This is a genomic window from uncultured Thioclava sp. (assembly GCF_913064665.1).
In the GTDB taxonomy this organism is placed as follows: domain Bacteria; phylum Pseudomonadota; class Alphaproteobacteria; order Rhodobacterales; family Rhodobacteraceae; genus Thioclava; species Thioclava arctica.
On record NZ_CAJYBT010000014.1, the window covers coordinates 51,456 to 71,151 of the forward strand.

19 protein-coding genes are annotated in these 19,696 nt (G+C 61.0%); 7 read left to right on the forward strand and 12 right to left on the reverse strand.

Going from position 1 to position 19,696, the window contains the following annotated elements:
• Positions 1–14 precede the first annotated feature (14 nt).
• Together paaK and QZ571_RS08000 are read left to right on the forward strand one after the other, a co-directional pair.
• Entirely contained in the window at positions 15–1,325 is a 1,311-nt protein-coding gene (gene paaK / locus QZ571_RS07995) for a phenylacetate--CoA ligase PaaK (RefSeq protein ID WP_295533269.1), read from the forward strand.
• Between the two features lie 90 nt (positions 1,326–1,415).
• Positions 1,416–2,015 carry a TetR/AcrR family transcriptional regulator gene (locus QZ571_RS08000; protein WP_295533271.1) on the forward strand — a complete coding sequence of 200 codons (600 nt, stop codon included), beginning with the start codon at positions 1,416–1,418 and terminating at the stop codon, positions 2,013–2,015.
• An 88-nt stretch (positions 2,016–2,103) separates the two neighbouring features.
• Here QZ571_RS08000 and paaZ read toward each other — a convergent pair whose 3' ends face one another.
• The 11 genes from paaZ to QZ571_RS08055 form a co-directional block, all read right to left on the reverse strand.
• A complete protein-coding gene (gene paaZ / locus QZ571_RS08005; RefSeq protein ID WP_295533273.1) occupies positions 2,104–4,167 on the reverse strand; it encodes a phenylacetic acid degradation bifunctional protein PaaZ in 2,064 nt (687 codons plus the stop codon).
• 16 nt (positions 4,168–4,183) lie between these two features.
• A complete protein-coding gene (locus tag QZ571_RS08010; protein ID WP_295533275.1) occupies positions 4,184–4,948 on the reverse strand; it encodes a Phenylacetic acid catabolic protein in 765 nt (254 codons plus the stop codon).
• Positions 4,938–6,014: a 1,2-phenylacetyl-CoA epoxidase subunit PaaE gene (paaE, locus tag QZ571_RS08015; protein ID WP_295533277.1), complete on the reverse strand. Its 1,077-nt coding sequence runs from the start codon at positions 6,012–6,014 to the stop codon at positions 4,938–4,940. The genes QZ571_RS08010 and paaE overlap by 11 nt, the downstream gene beginning before the upstream one ends.
• A gap of 19 nt (positions 6,015–6,033) precedes the next feature.
• Entirely contained in the window at positions 6,034–6,549 is a 516-nt protein-coding gene (paaD, locus tag QZ571_RS08020; RefSeq protein ID WP_295533279.1) for a 1,2-phenylacetyl-CoA epoxidase subunit PaaD, read from the reverse strand.
• A 3-nt stretch (positions 6,550–6,552) separates the two neighbouring features.
• A complete protein-coding gene (paaC, locus tag QZ571_RS08025; protein ID WP_295533281.1) occupies positions 6,553–7,320 on the reverse strand; it encodes a 1,2-phenylacetyl-CoA epoxidase subunit PaaC in 768 nt (255 codons plus the stop codon).
• Positions 7,320–7,604, reverse strand: a complete 285-nt coding sequence (gene paaB / locus QZ571_RS08030; protein WP_295533283.1) for a 1,2-phenylacetyl-CoA epoxidase subunit PaaB — start codon at positions 7,602–7,604, stop codon at positions 7,320–7,322. Before paaB ends, paaC begins: the two co-directional genes overlap by 1 nt.
• Positions 7,605–7,626: 22 nt before the next feature.
• Complete coding sequence (gene paaA / locus QZ571_RS08035) at positions 7,627–8,619, reverse strand: 1,2-phenylacetyl-CoA epoxidase subunit PaaA (RefSeq protein ID WP_295533285.1); 993 nt, start codon at positions 8,617–8,619, stop codon at positions 7,627–7,629.
• A gap of 14 nt (positions 8,620–8,633) precedes the next feature.
• Positions 8,634–9,839, reverse strand: a complete 1,206-nt coding sequence (pcaF, locus tag QZ571_RS08040) for a 3-oxoadipyl-CoA thiolase (RefSeq protein ID WP_295533286.1) — start codon at positions 9,837–9,839, stop codon at positions 8,634–8,636.
• A 148-nt stretch (positions 9,840–9,987) separates the two neighbouring features.
• Positions 9,988–10,827, reverse strand: a complete 840-nt coding sequence (locus QZ571_RS08045; RefSeq protein WP_295533288.1) for a PaaX family transcriptional regulator C-terminal domain-containing protein — start codon at positions 10,825–10,827, stop codon at positions 9,988–9,990.
• A gap of 228 nt (positions 10,828–11,055) precedes the next feature.
• Positions 11,056–12,135 (reverse strand): FAD-dependent oxidoreductase, encoded by a 1,080-nt coding sequence (locus QZ571_RS08050; protein WP_295533290.1) that lies wholly within the window; start codon positions 12,133–12,135, stop codon positions 11,056–11,058.
• Between the two features lie 39 nt (positions 12,136–12,174).
• On the reverse strand, positions 12,175–12,843 hold the full coding sequence (locus tag QZ571_RS08055) for a cupin domain-containing protein (protein ID WP_295533292.1): 669 nt from the start codon (positions 12,841–12,843) through the stop codon (positions 12,175–12,177).
• A gap of 241 nt (positions 12,844–13,084) precedes the next feature.
• Between QZ571_RS08055 and dusA the strand changes: the two genes are divergently transcribed.
• The 5 genes from dusA to QZ571_RS08080 all read left to right on the forward strand — a co-directional run bounded on the left by dusA (position 13,085) and on the right by QZ571_RS08080 (position 18,299).
• A complete protein-coding gene (gene dusA, locus QZ571_RS08060; RefSeq protein WP_295533294.1) occupies positions 13,085–14,113 on the forward strand; it encodes a tRNA dihydrouridine(20/20a) synthase DusA in 1,029 nt (342 codons plus the stop codon).
• Between the two features lie 18 nt (positions 14,114–14,131).
• Positions 14,132–14,947 (forward strand): sulfite exporter TauE/SafE family protein, encoded by an 816-nt coding sequence (locus QZ571_RS08065; protein WP_295533296.1) that lies wholly within the window; start codon positions 14,132–14,134, stop codon positions 14,945–14,947.
• A 93-nt stretch (positions 14,948–15,040) separates the two neighbouring features.
• A complete protein-coding gene (gene guaA / locus QZ571_RS08070) occupies positions 15,041–16,606 on the forward strand; it encodes a glutamine-hydrolyzing GMP synthase (RefSeq protein WP_295533298.1) in 1,566 nt (521 codons plus the stop codon).
• Positions 16,607–17,028: 422 nt separating this feature from the next.
• Positions 17,029–17,307 (forward strand): antibiotic biosynthesis monooxygenase family protein, encoded by a 279-nt coding sequence (locus tag QZ571_RS08075; protein WP_295533300.1) that lies wholly within the window; start codon positions 17,029–17,031, stop codon positions 17,305–17,307.
• A 68-nt stretch (positions 17,308–17,375) separates the two neighbouring features.
• Positions 17,376–18,299 (forward strand): CehA/McbA family metallohydrolase, encoded by a 924-nt coding sequence (locus QZ571_RS08080; RefSeq protein WP_295533302.1) that lies wholly within the window; start codon positions 17,376–17,378, stop codon positions 18,297–18,299.
• A gap of 57 nt (positions 18,300–18,356) precedes the next feature.
• Here QZ571_RS08080 and QZ571_RS08085 read toward each other — a convergent pair whose 3' ends face one another.
• The gene (locus tag QZ571_RS08085; protein WP_295533303.1) at positions 18,357–19,694 is read right to left on the reverse strand and encodes a cytochrome d ubiquinol oxidase subunit II; all 1,338 of its coding nucleotides are present in this window, start codon (positions 19,692–19,694) and stop codon (positions 18,357–18,359) included.
• Positions 19,695–19,696 lie beyond the last annotated feature (2 nt).

Here is a 19,696-nt window from a genome sequence, read left to right on the forward strand (position 1 = left end):
TGGGAGGAAACCAGATGATCAACCTAAAACCCAGCAAAGATATGCTCGATCCGATCGAGACCGCCTCGCGTGACGAAATCTCCGCGCTGCAGTTTCACCGGATGCGGCGCTCGCTGACCCATGCCTATGAAAACTCGCCCTTCTATCGCAAACGCTTTGACGAGCACGGCGCACATCCCGAAGACCTCAAAACACTGTCCGATCTGTCGAAATTCCCCTTCACCTACAAGCAGGATCTGCGCGACAACTACCCGTTCGACATGTTCGCCGTTCCGCGCAAAAGTCTGGTGCGCGTGCATGGGTCGTCGGGCACGACCGGCAAACCCACGGTGGTCGGCTATACCAAGGGCGATATCGATGTCTGGGCCGATGTGGTCGCGCGTTCGATCCGCGCTTCGGGCGGGCGGCCCGGCGATATCTGCCACATCGCCTATGGCTACGGGCTGTTCACGGGCGGGCTTGGGGCCCATTACGGCGCGGAACGTCTGGGCTGCACGGTTGTGCCAATCTCGGGCGGGATGACAGAGCGTCAGGTCACGTTGATGCAGGATTTCAAGCCCGACATCATCATGGTGACCCCGTCCTATATGCTGTCGATCCTTGATGAATTCCGCCGTCAGGGGATCGACCCGCGCGAAAGCTCTCTCAAGGTCGGCATTTTTGGCGCCGAGCCTTGGACCAACAAGATGCGCGAAGAGATCGAGCAGGCCTTCGACATGCATGCCGTTGATATTTATGGGCTATCCGAAGTGATGGGGCCGGGTGTTGCGAATGAATGTGTCGAGACCAAAGACGGGCTGCATGTCTGGGAGGATCACTTCTACCCCGAAATCATCGACCCCGTCACCGGCGAGGTTCTGCCCGACGGCGAGATGGGCGAGTTGGTCTTTACCACGCTCACCAAGGAAGGTCTGCCGATGGTGCGCTATCGCACCCGCGATCTGACGCGCCTATTGCCCGGCACTGCGCGCTCAATGCGGCGGATCGAAAAGATCACCGGGCGCAGCGACGACATGATGATCCTGCGCGGCGTCAACGTCTTCCCGACACAGATCGAAGAGCAAATCCTGAAAGTCAAAGGGCTTGCGCCGCATTTCCAGATTGAACTGGTGCGCGCGGGTCGGATGGATGCGATGATCGTGCATGTCGAAGCCACGCCCGAACGCGCCTCAGCTGACGCCCGGTCTGCGGCGTCCAAAGAGCTTGCTCATCACATCAAATCGGTGGTTGGCGTTTCGTCCAAAATCGAGGTGCACGATCCCGGACAGATCGCGCGCTCTGAGGGCAAAGCCAAACGTGTGGTCGACAATCGCCCCAAAGAATAACCCGACCGACTGGTCAATCACATACTCACTAGTCTATAGGGGGCAAACTTGCCCCCTTCAGCATTCAGGCCCATCAGGAGGCTGACCCCCATGGCCAGAACACGCGCCAGCGATTTTGAAGAAAAGCAACATAACCTATTGCTCGATGCCGCCCGAGTTTTTGCCTCTCAGGGGATGGAGAAAGCCTCGATGTCGCAGATCGCGCTTGAGGCGGGCGTGTCGAAGTCACTGCTTTATCATTACTACCCCTCGAAAGACGCGCTTATTTTTGCGATCATTCAGGCCCATCTTGAAGACCTCGATTACGCATTGGCCGAGGCAAATGACGCCACGCTGCCCCCCCATGAGCAGCTCAAGGCTTTGGTGATGGTGGTTCTGGATGCCTATCGTGGCGCTGACGATCAACACAAGGTTCAGCTGAATGCGGGACCGGCGCTCTCGGATGCGCAGAAGGCAGAACTGACCAAGCTTGAGCGCAAGATCGTGGGCTATTTTTCAAACGTGCTGCGCGCGATTCATCCCGAACTTGACCGCCCAGAGCGCCCGCTGGTGATGCCCGTGACGATGTCGCTGTTTGGCATGATGAACTGGGTCTATATGTGGTTCAAGGAAGGCGGGCCGATCTCGCGCGAGGATTACGCCGATGTTGCCACCACGCTGATTCTGGAAGGTGTGAAAGCCGTTCGCTAGAGCCGTGTTTTTGGCACTAATCAACACAAGTTAGCATCAGGGCCCGAAGATTTCCCCGGGCCCTTTTTTCATGTCATATCCGCGTAGATCAGGCCGCTTGCGGCCATGTCTTGGCCACCAGTGTCAACACATCATACTGGGCAACGACCTCGTCTTTCTGGTTGCTCACCCGACAATCCCAGCGCACCTCGCCGTAATCGCCATTGGCGCGCGGGTTGATCTCTTTGCAGGTCAGACGCACCTGCAGGCTGTCCCCGAAATAGACCGGGGTAAGGAAGCGCAAGTTATCCACGCCGTAATTGGCCAAAACCGGGCCCGGCTCGGGGTCGACAAACAGGCCCGCCGCGAAGGACGCGATCAGATAGCCATGCGCCACGCGATCCTCGAAGAAGGGATTGGCCTTGGCCGCGTCGCTATTCATATGGGCGTAGAACGTGTCCCCCGTGAAATGGGCGAAATGCTCGACATCCTCTTGCGTGACTTCGCGCGACTTGGTGACGACCTGATCGCCGATGCGCAGTTCTGCAAGCGATTTACGGAACGGATGGCCATCGGATTGCGCAGGCGCTCCGTCGACCCATTGCCCGGTTACCGCCGACAGCATCTCGGGCGTGCCCTGAATAGCGGTGCGCTGCATGAAATGTTTGACGCCACGAATGCCGCCCATTTCCTCGCCACCACCCGCGCGCCCCGGACCGCCATGCACCAAAGGTGCCAGCGGCGAGCCATGTCCCGTCGAGGTCTTGGCCGAGCCGCGATTCCCGATCAGGACGCGACCGTGATAGGGGGCAAGCCCCGTGACGACATCGCGCGCAATATCGCGATCATTGGTAAACAGCGAAGACACAAGCGAGCCGCGCCCCTTGCGCGCCAGCGCCACCGCCTCATCCGCGTCTTGATAGCCCATCACCGTAGCGACCGGACCGAACGCCTCAATCCCATGCGCCGCATCCGCCGACATCGGGTCGCGCGCCCGCATCAGAACCGGTGCCATGAACGCACCCTGCCCCGCATCACCGCTCACAAGCGTGACGTTTTCGGGATCGCCCGAAACGATCTCACAATCGGCGGCAATTTCGCGGATCTTCTCGCGCACGCCGTCGCGATCTTTGCGCGATACCAGCGCCCCCATCTGCACGCCTTCGCCGTCGGGCAGACCAATCGCCGTCTTGGCCAAACGCGCGGAAAGCTGCTCGATCACGGCGTCTTCGAAACGGCTTGGAACGATCGCACGCCGGATTGCAGTGCATTTCTGCCCCGCCTTGACCGTCATTTCACGCGCGACTTCCTTGACGAACAGATCGAATTCCGGCGTGCCCGGCTCGGCATCGTCCCCAAGAACGGAGGCGTTCAGGCTGTCCGCCTCCATCGTGAAGCGCACGGAATTCTGCACGATGGCCGGCGTCGCCTTAAGCATCCGCCCCGTGCCCGCAGAGCCGGTGAATGTCACCACGTCCTGCTCGCTCACATGATCCAGCAGATCCCCGGCCGAGCCCGTCACCAACTGCAACGCGCCCTCTGGCAGTAGCCCCGTTTCCAGCATCCGGCGCACCACCAGCTCGGTGAGATAGGCGGTCTGTGACGCCGGTTTGACGATGCAAGGCATCCCCGCAATCAGCGACGGCGCGATCTTTTCCAGCATCCCCCAGATCGGGAAATTGAACGCGTTGATATGAACCGCGACGCCTTCCATCGGGCTGAGCACGTGCTGGGCAACAAACGACCCGTCGCGCGACAATCTCTCGACGGGGCCTTCGGTGATCAGTTTCGCATTGGGCAGTTCAAGGCGCGCCTTGGACGAAAAGGTCAGCATCGTGCCGATGCCGCCATCAATGTCGATCCAGCCATCCTTGCGGGTCGCACCGGTGGCGAAATTCTCGAGGTAAAACTCCTCTTTCATCTCCATCAGTTTCAAACCAATGGCCTTGAGCATCAAGGCACGCTCATGGATCGTCTGCTTGCGCAGAGCAGGCCCGCCAACGCGACGCCCCCATTCCAGTGCTGCCTTGAAATCAAGCCCCTCGGTCCCGATCAGCGCGTGGATCTGACCGGTCGCGGCATTGTAAACCGGGCGCCCCTCGCCAGTGCCTGCACGCCAAGCTCCTTCAAGATAGCTTTGCAGACGGCGTGGTTTCACAGCCGTATCCTTCATGCCTTGTCCTTCCATGTCATGCGAGTCCAAGTGCCGCCAGCGCCTCGGCACTGCGTGCCTTCCAGCGCCCCAAAAGCACTTCATTCGGTGCGTGGCGCAGCCCCATCGCGGAGAGGCGATCAAACCTCTCCGAGGCGGCAACGCCAAAGGTCTCGGCCACGCGATCCTGCCAATAGGCAAGCGAGGCCGCGATGTCGGCTTGTCCCTCGGCGGTGGCGGCGATCCGTTCGAGCCCCTCGAACCCAAGCTCCATATGGCGCGTCTCAATCGGGGTGATTTCGCGCATCACTTCGGCAAACGGCGTGTAGGAAACACCCACCATCTCTTCGAGCTGCACACAGGTCGCAAGGCCCATCAACGCGTTCATCACACAGGCATCGACCCAGCCCGACAGCGGATAATGAAACACCGACAACCGCATGTCGCCACCCCGGCGGGTCGGGGCGCTTCGATCGTCGCGCGCCCCGCGGGCCGCCCAATCGTGGCTTTGATTGTAAAGCGCCTTGTCGGTGCCGAAATCTTCCATCAGATCCAGCACTTTTTCCGCATTAGACGCTTTTTCCAAGGTAATCCGACTGGCCGCGATCCGTTCCTTGATACCCGGTGCCCAGTTGATCGCATTGGCAAAACCCGCCGATCCCGCCAACTCACTGTCGACAAAGGACGACATCATGCGCATCAACTCGGCCCGATAGCGTGGCGAGACGTTCTCAGGCGACGTGACCTTGCCGCCCTGCGCGAGGTATTCAGCGACCGACATCGTTTCTGCATCATTCGTCATAGCTAAGCACCACCTTGTCCGAGAGCGGGATACATTGGCACGACAGCACATAGCCCGCGCGCACTTCGTAATCCTCAAGCGCGTGGTTGACGTCCATCTCGACTTCGCCCTCAAGCACCTTGGCGCGGCAGGTCGAACAGACCCCGGCCTTGCAGGCATAGGGCGCATCCATTTTCTGCGCGAGCGCTGCATCCAGAATGGCCGTGCCATCCTTGGCCATTGCAAAGCTGCGGGTCGCGCCATCCAGCGTGATCGACACTTCACAGCTATTGGCCGTGCTTGCGCTGTCTTGCGAAACGGCAGGCGCCTTCGCACGACCCGGCTGCGAGGACGCGAACAGTTCAAACTTGATCTGGCTGTCATCGAGGCCGTGCTTGCGCAGGCTTTCGGCAATCGTCAGCATCATCGGCTCGGGGCCACAGATGAACGCGGTATCGACGGTCTCGGCATCGATCCACATCCGGAACAGGGCCTCCATCTTTGCAGCGTCGATGCGCCCGGTGAACAGCTCGATATCCTGACTTTCGCTTTCGAGGATATGGATCAACGAGAAGCGGCCCAGATAGGTGTTCTTCAGATCTTCCAGCTCTTCGCGGAACATGATCGAGCTGACCTGACGGTTGGCATAGACCAGCGTGAAGGTCGATTGCGGCTCCCGCGCAAGCACGGTTTTCACGATCGAAAGCAAAGGCGTGATCCCCGAACCGCCCGCAAAGCCAAGGTAGGTTTTGGTCTGCGCCGGGTCCAGTTGCGTGTAGAACTTGCCCATCGGAGGCATCGCCTCAATCACGTCGCCCGACTTGAGGGTTTCATTCGCCCAAGTCGAGAACGCCCCCCCGTCCACGCGCTTGATGCCGACTTTCAGACAGCCCTCATCAAGCCCAGCACAGATCGAATAGGACCGGCGCAGTTCTTGACCGTCGAAATCATGGCGAAAGGTCAGATATTGACCCTGGGTGAAATCAAATTGCGCTGCCGCATCCGTTTGCGGCTTCAGCGTGACAACGACCGCATCGCGCGTTTCCTTGCGGATTTCGGTCACTTCCAGCGGGTAGAAACGGGACATGAGCCTCTCCTCCTTTGGCTCAGATGCACTTGAAATAGTCGAACGGCTCGAGGCAATCCTTGCATCTGTAGGACGCCTTGCAGGGGGTGGAGCCGAATTGACTCACTTTTTCCGTATTGGTCGATCCGCAGCGTGGGCAGGCAACGGCAAGATTGCCCTCACCGCTCAGCTTTGAAATCCGCCCGGCCAACACGCCATCGGCAGCCGTGCCATCGATGGGCGGAGCGATACCGAATGCGCGCAGCTTTTCGCGCCCGGACTCGGTTAGCCAATCTGTCGTCCATGCCGGGCTAAGCTGGCGCTGGATCTCGATCTTGTCGATCCCATGCGCGCGCAAGGCGGCCTCGACATCAAACGAGATCACGCTGGTTGCCGGGCACCCCGAATAGGTCGGCGTGATTTTCACGGCCAGCGTATCGCCCTGCCATTCCACATCTCGCACGATCCCAAGATCGACAACCGAGATCACGGGAATTTCGGGGTCGGGAACGCCATCAAGCCATTCCCAGATCTGCTCTACACTGGGGCGCGACATCGCTTACCACTCGCAGCCGGGATAGGCGCGCTGCAACCACTGCATCTGCGTCAATAGATGACCCAAATGTTCAGTATGCATATAGCCGTTGCGCCCGCCCTTATGGGCGAAACTGTCTTCGGGAATGCGCAGTGTCGCCTCGCTTAGAACGCGGCCAATCAATGCGTCATATTCCGCGCGCAAGCCCGCCGGATCAGGGCCAATACCGGCCTCGGCCATGGCCTGATCGACGCCATCGCTGGCAAACATCTCGCCAACATAGGGCCACAGATAATCCAGCGCCTCTTGCATGCGCGCATGACTTTCCTCAGAGCCATCGCCCAGACCAACAACAGTTTGCGCCGATCTTTCAAGATGATAGGCGACTTCCTTGGTGGCCTTGGCCGCGATTTCCGCAACGCGCGGGTCTGCGCTTTTGGTCAAAAGCGGCAAATAGATCGCGCTGAAAGCGTCAAACAGGAACTGGCGCAAAATCGTGCGCCCGAAATCGCCATTGGGCAGTTCTACCAGCAGCAGATTGCGGAAATCCCACGCATCGCGCAGAAACGCCATGTCGTCTGCCGTACGACCTTCGCCCTCGATCTCGGCGGCGAGACCCAGCCACATCTGCGTCTGTCCGATCAGATCAAGCGCCGTATTGGCCAGCGCGATATCCTCTTCGAGAACAGGCGCGTGACCGCACCATTCAGACACCCGATGACCAAGGACCAACGTGTTGTCGCCCTGACGCAGTACGAATTCCAGCAGGGCCTTTTGATCGACCTGTGCCATCACATATGCCCCACGTCTTTGGGGATGTCGTAAAAGGTCGGGTGACGATAAACCTTGCTTTCCGAAGGCTCAAACAGCGGGCCCTTATCGCCCGGTGCCGAGGCCGAGATATGGCGGGCCTCGACAACCCAGATCGACAGCCCCTCATTGCGCCGCGTGTAAACATCGCGCGCGTTGAGGATTGCAGTTTCCGCATCGGGTGCGTGCAGCGACCCGACATGACGGTGGTTCAAACCGTGCTGACCACGGATGAACACTTCCCAAAGCGGCCATTCCTTTTTCATGTTTTCCTCCTCCGAAACGCGATTATTCCGCTGCGACTTTGGCTGCTGCCCGCTTCTCGGCATGCGCCAGAAGCCCTTCACGCACCCATGCGCCATCGTCCCACGCCTTGCGGCGCGCATTCAGACGATCGGTGTTGCAGGGGCCGTTGCCTTTGAGAACCTCGAAAAACTCGTCCCAGTCGGGCTGCGAAAAGTCGTAATTGCCCGTCTCTTCGTTGAATTTCAGGTTCTCATCGGGAATGGTAAGCCCAAGATATTCCGCCTGCGGCACCGTCTCATTGACGAATTTCTGGCGCAGCTCGTCATTGGTGTTGATCTTGATCTTCCAGGCCATCGACTGCGCGGAATGCACGCTGTCCTTGTCCGAGGGGCCGAACATCATCAAAGACGGATACCACATGCGGTTAAGCGCATCTTGCGCCATCTTGCGCTGCGCCGCAGAGCCTTGCGCCATCTTCATCATGATCGCGTAGCCCTGCCGCTGATGGAAACTCTCTTCCTTGCAAATCCGCACCATCGCGCGCGAATAGGGCCCGTAAGAGGTACGCTGCAACGGCACTTGGTTCATGATCGCCGCGCCATCGACCAGCCAGCCCACAGCGCCCATATCCGCCCAAGTCAGGGTCGGATAGTTGAAGATCGAGGAATATTTCATCCGTCCCGACAGCAGCTTTTCGGTCAGATCGTCGCGCGTGACCCCCAGCGTTTCGGCGGCGCAATACAGATACAGCCCATGCCCGGCCTCATCTTGAACCTTCGCGAGCAAGATCGCCTTGCGTTCCAGTGTCGGGGCGCGGGTGATCCAGTTGCCCTCGGGAAGCTGGCCCACGATTTCGGAATGCGCGTGCTGACCGATCTGGCGGATCAGCGTCTTGCGATAATCATCGGGCATCCAGTCGCGCGGTTCGACCTTGATATTGGCATCGACCTTGTCTTGGAAATGGCGTTCGTCATCGCTCATTTCTTCGCGCGATTTGACGGCGTCACCAGTGGATTTGACCATTTGAGCATACATGTTCCGATCTCCCTTCAGACCCGTTCGAGGATCATGGCGATCCCCTGCCCGACCCCAACGCACATCGTGCACAGCGCATAGCGCCCACCCGTGCGGTGAAGTTGATTACTTGCGTGCAGCACCAGCCGCGCGCCCGACATTCCCAAAGGATGCCCCATCGCGATGGCCCCGCCATTCGCGTTCACAAAGGGGGCGTCATCTGGCAGACCCAATTCGCGCAGCACCGCCAAAGATTGCGCCGCAAACGCCTCGTTCAGCTCGATCACATCCATCTGCTCAAGGCTCAGCCCCGCACGCGCCAGCACCCGACGTGCCGCAGGTACCGGACCGACGCCCATGATCCGGGGCGGCACACCGGCCGCAGCCATCGCCACGACCCGCGCTCTTGGCGTCAGCCCATGGCGTTTTGCCGCTGCCTCAGAGGCGACAATCGCGCCCGCCGCGCCATCATTGACACCCGAGGCATTGCCCGCCGTCACCGTCAGATCCGCGCCGTTCACGCCACGCAGCTTGGCCAACAGCTCTGCCGTTGTGCCGGGGCGCGGATGCTCATCGGTATTGACGATTTTCGGCTCGCCCTTGCGTTGGGGAATGGTCACCGGCACGATTTCTTCTGCAAAGATCCCGGCTGCCTGCGCAACCTCCCAGCGGCGCTGGCTTTCGGCGGCGAAACGATCCTGATCCTCACGGCTGATATTGTAATCGGCGGCGACGTTATCTGCGGTTTGCGGCATCGTGTGGGTGCCATATGCGGCGTCCATCTTCGGGTTCGCAAAGCGCCACCCGATCGTCGTGTCATACATTTCGCCATTGCGTGAGAACGCAGTCTCAGCCTTGGCCACGACGAAGGGCGCGCGGCTCATGCTCTCGACACCGCCTGCCAGCATCAGATCCCCGTCACCCGCCCGCACAGTTCGCGCAGCAAGACCAATCGCATCCATACCCGAGCCGCACAGCCGGTTCACCGTCGTTCCGGGAACTTCGACCGGCAGCCCTGCCAGCAACGTGGCCATGCGCGCGACATTGCGGTTGTCTTCGCCGGCCTGATTGGCGCAGCCCATGATCACGTCATCAACCTGCGTCCAGTCGACGCCGGGGTTTCGCTCTTGCAAGGCCCGCAGCGGAATCGCGGCCAGATCATCGGCACGCACGCTCGACAAAGCGCCACCATAGCGCCCGATTGGCGTGCGAATGGCGTCACAAATAAAGGCCTCGCTCATAGAATCCTCCCCTATTCCTTAGCGCGAACAGAATAAACCGACCGTTCGGTCACTAATATAGAAAGAATTATATCACATGAAAAGAGAAACCTTCGAAAATCCGTAATACATTTATGTGGGACGAAATATGTCTCGGAAAGTCAGCAGCTTAAGCCAGACACTCTCGGCGCAGACGATCTTCCCGAAGCTCTGTAGCTGCCGTCGCCGTCGCCAACCGCCCGCGCGAATCGTGGAACGTCAAACCGATATGCTGGTCGGCCGCGTGGGTCAGAGCCAGATATCCGCGCACGAAAAGCGCGCGCGCCCGCCCCCCCGGCCAACCTTCGGGCAAAGCCGCCTCAGGCAGGCGCGGATCGACAAGAGCCGCATGACGATAGGCATGAACGAGTTGCAGCCGAAGCGCGAGCGCCTCTGGCCCCGGCGGCGCGCCAGCCTCGCACACATGCGCCAAGATCGGCTCAAACACCGAGAGAAACGCGTCATATTTCGCGCCCACCTCGGCCAAAGGCCAGGCTTGTGCCGCAAAGTCCCGCAGCGCCCCTATCCCTGCAACCGTATCGCAAGATAACACAGCAGCATTAGGGCGCAGGACATCATTGCGACGCGGCGCGATGAAGGCCTTGGGCCCAATTGGCAGCCAATCCGTCGAGACAATCTCAGCCTCGCTCAGGGTCACAAGCCACCCTGTCGGCTGCGGCGGCGGCGCATAGAGAACCCGCGCAGCCGCCTCGAATTCCTCCTCGGCCATGTCAGTAAGGCGGTAATAGCTTTTTCGCCCGATGCGCTCGCCCTCAAGACGCCCAGAGCTGACAAGCCGGGAAACGGCCGTGCGCACCAGCCCCTCGCTCAGACCATGCGCCGCGCAGCATTCGATCAACGTCCCGATCCAAAGCACACCGCCTCGCGGCGCGACGATATCGCCATAGAGCGTCACAATAAACGACGGCGCGCGCGGCGACGTCAGCGCATCGGCCTCGATTTGATGCATGATGATCGCCGCCCCCAGACATTACACCAAGGCACATATTAGGACAAAACTGTAACGAAAGGCAATGAAACTTGGAACCCGCCCCTTCCGCAATCGCAGCAAGTTCGCGCTTTGGGTTTGGCGGTGAGACTGTCGCGTCTGGTCAAGACAGCGCCTTCGCAGGGTCGCGACACTCCTTGGCATTCGTTCCGGAGCCTGCGCCGCACCCTTTGGCCGCAAAGGTTGCCGCTATTTCAGGCCCGGCGAATGGGCGCGCTGCACCTGCGCGGCCACACGCTCTGCCGCGGCCAAGGCGCCCTCCATATAACCGCCCATCTCAGGCGCGGTTTCGCTACAGGCAAACTGCAGCCGTCCGTCCCACACCCCGGCCAACACGGCGGGCAACCCATAGTCGGGATGCGCGCGCAGCGGATCAAGATCACGCGGGCGCGCCGTCAGTGGCTCGCGCGCCCAATCCTGAAGACAATACGCCTGCGGGCTCAGCGCGCGCGGGCCGAAGAACCGAGCGAATTGATGCAGCGCGGCTTGCGCCAGCGTGGTATCCTGCGCCTGCCGCGCGCGCGCATCCAGCCCGAGAAAGCCAAACAGTGCAGCGGGTTGCCCTGAATCCCCTGACGCATCGTGGATTTCCATCAGCGGTCCGCGCCGGCTCATCGCATCGCCCGAAAGCCCGTCGGCACGCCAAAACGCGTTGTCGTAAACTGCGACGAATTTCGCATGCCCCGCCATCCAGGTCGGGATCGCGTCAAGCGCGCTCAGTTGCGCAGGCGTCAGCGCGGGCGCGAAAGGCAGCGCCTGCGCAATACGCGGCGGCACCGCCAGCACGACCTGATCGGCGCTGCACGATTGCCCGTCCGCCAGCGTGATCTTCACCCCCACACCCGAACGCGCAATCCGCGTAACCTCTGCGCCCGTATGCACCCGATCTTGCGGCACACACGCCACGAGCGCGTCAATCAACGCCACCAGACTGCCCTGAAGCCGCCATGAGCCCGACATCGAGGCATAACCCATCCCGCGTTGAACTGGGCCGCTGGCATCCTCAAAACACAGCGCGCCTTGGTCATATTGGGCGAATTTCGCCAATCCAAGAGCGTCGATCAGCCCCGCGATCCGGGGTTGACCGGGCCAGAACCACGAGGGGCCAATATCCACCCGCCCCTGCGCGCTCTCAAACGCCTTGATGCGTCCGCCAAAACGCGCGCGCGCCTCAAACAGCTCAAACGCGACACCCGCGCCCTGCAACTGATGCGCCAGCGCAAGGCCCGTCAGCCCGCCCCCGACAATCGCAACCTGCGTCTGCATCATCGGTTGACCGACAGGGGGCTTTGCGGCGTCCCTGCATGCTTACGCATCAGGAGCAGCCACAAAACGCAGATGCCCGGTCTTCATCCAAAGATCGCAGCCCGCATCGCCCGCAATGGCAATAAGCGGCGCGCCATCGGGCAGGCGCAGCCACGCGCCCTGCCCCAGCGTATCGCCCTGCTCGCCGATCTCGCCGCGCAGCACGAACAACTCAATTCCGCCCGGCTCATCAACGCGCAACGTAGCCCCCGGCGCGAGGGTGAAATGGCTCACGACCTCGCGGTCATCGCGGTGCAATTCGGCCCGCTCAACTCCCGGCCCGGCCGGGCTGCGCCCCTCAGAGATATGCTTGCGAAACTGATCGCGATCTGCGGCGTCGAACTGCCAGAGCTTGACGAAAATCGTGCAGCCCTCTTGCGCGCCCGGCGTGTGGCGCGTGCCGGGCGGATTGCGCACATAGGTGCCCGCTGGATAATCGCCATGTTCGTCTTGAAACACCCCCTCGAGCACAAGAAACTCCTCGCCCCCGCCATGGGTGTGGGGAGTGAATTTATGCCCCGGCTCAAACCGCACGACACTGGTTGCGCGCGCCACCTCGTCGCCAATCCGATCCAGCATGCGCCGCGCGACCCCCGCCGAGGGTGAGCCGACCCACGCCAACGCCTCGGATTGCACCAATACCCGTTTTGAAAAATCCGAATTGAGTTCCATAACATCCCCAGAGTTTCACGCCCCACCCCAAGCAAGCGGCTTGGCAGGACGCAGTTTCTCGCTTGCGCCTCACCTATCGCGCGCAGACGAGATTTCAACAGTCGCGACGGGGTGATGGGGGGCCGCGTTCGGTGATGAAATGCACCTGAGACGCGCTAGATGTCGTCTCAAAGGCAACAAGGTATTGCATCCCCCCGCTGAAAACGGGCAAACGAGGCGAAACTTAAGGACCCCGGGAGCCATGCCCGAAAACGCCAACATCCCAAAGCAAGCCGGATCAGACATCCGACGCGCCGCGCGCCTGTCCGTTGCCCCGATGATGGACTGGACGGATCGTCATTGCCGGATGTTTCACCGCCAGATCTCACGCCATGCACTGCTTTATACCGAGATGGTCACGGCGCCTGCCGTCATTCATGGCGATCGTGACAAGCTGCTGGGATTCGATGTGCGCGAACATCCTGTGGCGCTGCAACTGGGCGGCTCGGACCCCGCGCAACTGGCGCAGGCGGCGCGGATTGGGGCGGATTGGGGCTATGGCGAGATCAACCTCAATTGCGGCTGCCCCTCGGATCGCGTGCAATCGGGGGCGTTTGGCGCGGTATTGATGAAATCGCCCGATCTTGTGGCCGAGTGCGTGGCCGCAATGATCGCCGCACAACCTGTTGAAGTAACGGTGAAATGCCGCATCGGCGTGGATGATCAGGTCCCTGAGGCTGTGCTGCCCGATTTCCTGTCCAAGATCGCCGCCGCCGGAGTCTCGCGCGTCACGATCCACGCCCGCAAAGCGTGGTTGCAGGGGCTCTCGCCCAAGGACAATCGCGAAATACCACCGCTCGATTATCCGCTGGTGCATGCCATGAAGGCAGAATTCCCCCAGTTGCACATCTCGATCAATGGCGGGATTGCCACGCTCGCGGAGGCGCAGGCCGAGCTTGCGCAGGGGCTGGACGGGGTGATGGTGGGGCGCGCGGCGTATCACCAGCCGATGGAGGTTCTGGGCGCGGCGGATGCCGAGATTTGGGGCGATGGTCGCCCGGTTGACCCGTTTGAGGTGGCCGAGGCGATGAAACCCTATATCGCGCGCCACATTGCCTCGGGTGGGCGGCTGCATCAGATCACGCGCCACATGCTTGGCCTGTTTCACGCCCGCCCCGGCGCGCGTCGCTTTCGCCAGATCCTCTCGGAAGGGGCCACGCGCGAGGGCGCGGGGCTTGAACTTTTCGAGAGCGCATTGTCAGCCCCGCGTGAGCAGGCTAACGAGGCGTAACCCTTAGGAGTTTGCCCCATGCCCGATCTGTCCACGCTGTTGCCGCTTGTCGCAATCTTGATGGCGGTGGGGGCATTCGCGGGCGTTCTGGCGGGGCTGCTGGGCGTGGGCGGGGGCATCGTTCTCGTGCCCGCGTTTTTCTACCTGTTCAGCGGGCTGGGCTATGGCTCGGATGATCTGATGCAGGTCTGCGTGGCGACCTCATTAGCGACGATCATCGTGACCTCGATCCGTTCGGTGATGGCGCATAACAAACGCGGCGCGGTCGATTGGCAAATCTTGCGCCAATGGGTGGTGCCGATTGCGATTGGTGCGGTGATCGGGGTGTTGGTCGTGCATCAACTCAGCACGAGCACGATGCAGATCATCTTTGCGATCATGGTCTTTATCATCGCAAGCTACATGATGTTTGGCAAATCGAGCTGGCAGATCGCTGACGGGCTGCCGGGAGGGCTGTTTCGGGCGTGGTTCGGGCCGCTGATGGGGTTTTTATCGGTGTTGCTGGGGATTGGCGGCGGGTCTATCGGCACGCCCATGCAAACCCTGCATGGCATTCCAATTCACCGCGCTGTGGCGACCTCGGCGGGCTTTGGCGTGACCATCGCCCTGCCCTCTGCGATTGGCTTTTTGCTCACACCCGTGGCCGATGCGCCGCCCTATTCAATCGGCGCGATCAACATCCCCGCCTTTCTGATCGTGATCGCGATGACCATGATCACCGCGCCGCTGGGCGCGACGCTTGCCCATAAGCTGGACCCGAAAAAGCTCAAACGCGTTTTTGCCGTCTTCCTGATGCTCGTCGCGCTGAACATGCTGCGCAAAGCGTTCCTCTAAGTGGCGCTTTATCGCCCCTTTTAGGCACGATGATAGCGCATAGCGAGTACGCCCCTCTTGCCTTCCGCACCGTCGCGCCCTAATGGCAAGATTATGACACAGCACCAGCGCCTTCTCATCATTGACTTTGGGTCTCAGGTTACGCAGCTGATCGCGCGACGCCTGCGTGAACTCAACGTCTATTGCGAAATCCATCCCTATCAGAACGTCACCGACGCCTTCCTGAAAGACTTCGCCCCGATGGCGATCATCTTCTCGGGCGGTCCCGATAGCGTAACGCGTGAGGGCTCTCCGCGCCCGCCGAAAAGCGCGTATGAAATGGGCGTGCCGATCCTTGGCATCTGCTATGGCCAGCAGGTCATGATGCAAGATCTGGGTGGCTTGGTTGAGGCCGGTCAAAGCCACACGGCCGAATTTGGCCGCGCTTACGTCACGCCCACGCAAACCCGTATCGACCTGCTCAAGGGCTGGTTCATGGATGGCTCTGGGCGCGAACAAGTCTGGATGAGCCATGGTGATCATGTCAGCCGCCTTGCGCCGGGCTTTGAGGTTTATGGCACTTCGCCGGGCGCGCCCTACGCGATCACCGCCGATCTGAGCCGCCGCTTTTATGCCGCGCAGTTCCACCCCGAGGTGCATCACACCCCCAACGGCGCGACCTTGTACGAGAATTTCGTGCGCGATGCGGGATTTACGGGCGACTGGACGATGGCAGGATATCGCCAGCAAGCGATTGATGCGATCCGTGAACAGGTGGGCGATGCGCATGTAATTTGCGGCCTGTCGGGCGGCGTGGACAGCTCGGTCACCGCGATCCTGCTGCATGAGGCGATTGGCGATCAACTGACCTGCGTCTTTGTCGATCACGGATTGCTGCGCCAGAACGAGGCCACGGAAGTGGTCAAGATGTTTCGCGACAACTACAACATCAAGCTGATCGCCGCCGATGAAAGCGATCTGTTCCTGGGCGAGCTTGAGGGCGTTTCCGACCCCGAGCTGAAGCGCAAGACCATCGGACGGCTGTTCATCGACGTGTTCCAGAAATACGCCAATGACATCAAGGATGCCGAGTATCTGGCGCAGGGCACGCTTTACCCGGATGTCATTGAATCGGTGTCGTTTTCCGGCGGCCCCTCGGTCACAATCAAGAGTCACCACAATGTCGGTGGCCTGCCCGAGAAGATGGGTCTGAAACTGGTCGAGCCGCTGCGCGAGCTGTTCAAGGACGAGGTGCGCGCGCTGGGTCACGAACTGGGCCTGCCCGCCTCGTTCATTGGGCGTCACCCCTTCCCCGGCCCCGGTCTGGCGATCCGCTGCCCCGGTGAAATCACCCGCGAAAAGCTGGACATTCTGCGCAAGGCCGATGCTGTTTATATCGACCAGATCCGCAAGCACGGTCTGTATGACGAGATCTGGCAGGCCTTCGTGGCGATCCTGCCGGTGCGCACCGTGGGCGTGATGGGCGACGGGCGGACCTATGATTTTGCCTGTGCGCTGCGTGCAGTGACCTCGGTCGATGGCATGACCGCCGATTACTACCCGTTCAGCCATGAATTCTTGGGCGAAACGGCGACTCGGATCATCAACGAGGTCAAGGGCATCAATCGCGTGACCTATGACATCACCTCCAAACCCCCCGGCACGATTGAGTGGGAGTGAGCGGCGGCGGCCCCAACGGGGCCGCAAATTCCTTCCCGTGAAAGGAATTTAGCCGCAAACGCCCGAGGTCCCTGTCCAAGGGCTGCCGAGGCAAATCACACCCCCTATTCGCATCCCTCGCACGTCAACATGCCCCAGCCGCGCATCCGCGATCTCTGTTGAGCCCCGCGCCACCACGAGACATTCAGTTGATCGACGCAGGCGATTTCGATGAAACAGCCCCTTCTCGCCACGATCCTTTCACTTGCCGCCCTCACCGCTTGCCGCTTTTCCGGGTGCCGCTGAGGGCCAGAAAAAGCTGATCGCCGATGAAACCACGGTGATGCGCTTCTGATCAGGCTCGACAGAGGCGCACACGATCGCCTAGCCTTGACGCCCGGACGGCTCCGCGCCGGGCCTTTTCACCCCTCGGGAGACTTGCCATGCCGCTGACCCTCACTGGCCGCCTGATCTGCACCGATCGCGCGCAGCTTGACATCCTGCGCACGCACCTGCCCGAGCATATCCGCCTCACCCATCTTGAACCGGGCTGTGAGCATTTCGAAGTCACCCAATCAAGCGATCCGCTGGTGTGGGAGCTGCACGAACGCTTTGCCAGTCGGGCCGATTTCGAGGCCCATCAGGCGCGCACCAAAGCCTCGCATTGGGGCCAGGTCAGCGCGGGCATCGCGCGCGATTATCAGATTACCGAGAGCGCGTAATCGCCCCTTTCGCACGCGCGCGCCCTGCCCTAGTCTCGCCCAAACACAGCGCGATGACAGAGGCCCCGATGACCCCGCTTTACGACACAAGCCTGCCCTTTTGGCGCGGCAATCTGCACACCCATTCCAACCTGTCAGATGGCGCGCTCGAGCCCGCCGAGGTTTGCCGACGCTACCGCGCCGAAGGCTATGACTTTATCGCGTTGACCGATCATTTCATTGGCTTTTTTGGCTATCCGATTGCCGATACCGTGCCGTTTCGAGATGCCGATTTCACCACGATCTTAGGCGCGGAACTGCATTCGGGCGCGATGGAAAATGGCGAGTTGTGGCATATTCTTGCGGTCGGTCTGCCGCCCGATTTCGCGCCCGGAAAGGTGTTCAGCTTTGATGCGCATCCCGATCAGGAAACTGGCCCCGAGATTGCCGCGCGCGCCGTCGCTGCCGGGGCGTTCGTGGCGGTAGCGCATCCGCATTGGTCGGGCTTGACGCTGGCGGATGCGCGCGCGCTTGAGACAGCGCATGCGGTTGAAACCTATAACCACGGCTGTGCAATGGGCTGCGATCGCGCGGACGGGTTTCATACGCTCGATCTGTTGCTGGGCGAAGGGCGGCGGCTTAACCTGATCGCCACCGACGACGCCCATTTCACCGAGCCCGATCATTTCGGCGGCTGGGTGCGGGTGGGCGCGCGCGAAAACACCCCTGAGGCGCTGCTGGCGGCGCTGAAATCGGGCCATTATTATTCCAGCCAAGGGCCAGAGCTGCGCCAGATTACGTGGAATGAGACCTCGGTCACGGTCGAATGCTCGGCGGTGGCCTCGGTGATCGTGCAGGGGCAAGGCACGGCGGCGGTGGCTCAGCATGGCCAGTCGCTGACCCGCGTCGAGATCCCGCTGTCGCGGCTGTCCAAATCGCCTTGGTTCCGGGTCAGCGTGATTGACGCGGCGGGCAAGCGTGCGTGGTCTAACCCGGTCTGGCGCACCGCGTAACCTCGCGCCCCGTGGCAAGAAAACGCGGCCCCAAGTCCCCTTGAGGCCGCGTAAACGTCAGTGATGATCGTATGTGCCCAAGGCCGATAGACGGTCGCGAAACACCCAGATCTGATACCAATTATAGATCAGGATGACCGGGATGAACCCACCCATCGCGACCGTAAACCCGACCAAAGACAGCGACGGATCGGCGGCGTCATAAACCGTCCATGTCCCCGGCACGAGCCAAGGGTAAACCGTCAGCGCCATCGCCCCCAGCGACGAAGCCGTCATCACCGCATACCATACCATCGCGGCAAGATCGCGCTCGCGGCGCGTCGCGTCCCAAATGTTCCACAGCGCATACAAGACCCAGGCCGCAATCACCCCCCAGCCCCAGATCCACGGGCCCGTCCATTTCTGCGACGCCCAAGGAAAGCGCAGCCAGATCCAGCCCAGCGTGATCACCGAGGCAATCACCAGCACGATAAAGCTGCCATTCACCCAGTCTTTCATATCGGCGCGCACCGGGCTGTCATGGACAAAGCGCGCGCGCAGATACAGCGCCCCGGCAAAGACCGAGGTGATCACCCCGACAATCCCGGTCCAGATGGAAAACGGGCTGATAAAGTCAAACAGACCGCCTGTGAAGGTCAGCACCGTGCCGCCCCCCGCATAGGTCACCGTGCGCGGCGTCAGTTGCACCCCGTCCAGCACTGCGCCACCCGCCGCCCCGATCAGAAAGGCCACAACCAGCGAGCCCACAGCAAAGCCCAAGCCCCAAAACCGCTGCGAGCGCGCTGCGTGATGGTGAAATTCCAACGAGACCGCGCGCAGCATGATCCCCAAAAGCAGCACCATCAGCGGCAACATAAGATAGTGAAACACCGAGCCATAGATGAAGGGAAACCCGCCAAACAAGATCCCCCCGGCCACCACGAGCCAAGTCTCATTGGCATCCCACGTCCCCGCCATCGAGGCCATGATCGCCCCGCGCGTCTGATCATCGCCATAAAACAACGAGATGATCCCCGCCCCAAGGTCTGCCCCGTCGAGGATCAGATAAATCGTGACACTCAGCGCCAGCGCCACAGCCCAAGCGAGCGCGAGAATATTATGCTCGTACAAGGCGTTGCGCAGCAATTCATGCTTTTGTCCGGCGCTGAGGGCGGGGTCATCGGCCTGCACCTTGTCGCGCAGCTGGCGAAACGACAGCGGCACCGAGCCGGTTTGCGATTGCGCACTCCAGAAGCCACCCGAACCGGGCAGCTCATTGGCTTGCGTGCCTTTGACGCTGGGCGCGCCCTCATGTCCGACGGGGGCGTTTTCCTGCGCCAAGGCAGGCAGGCCCGCAAGGCTGATCAGCACCGAGAGCGCGACAAGAAGCGTCTTTAACATCTGGAAAATCTTCATTT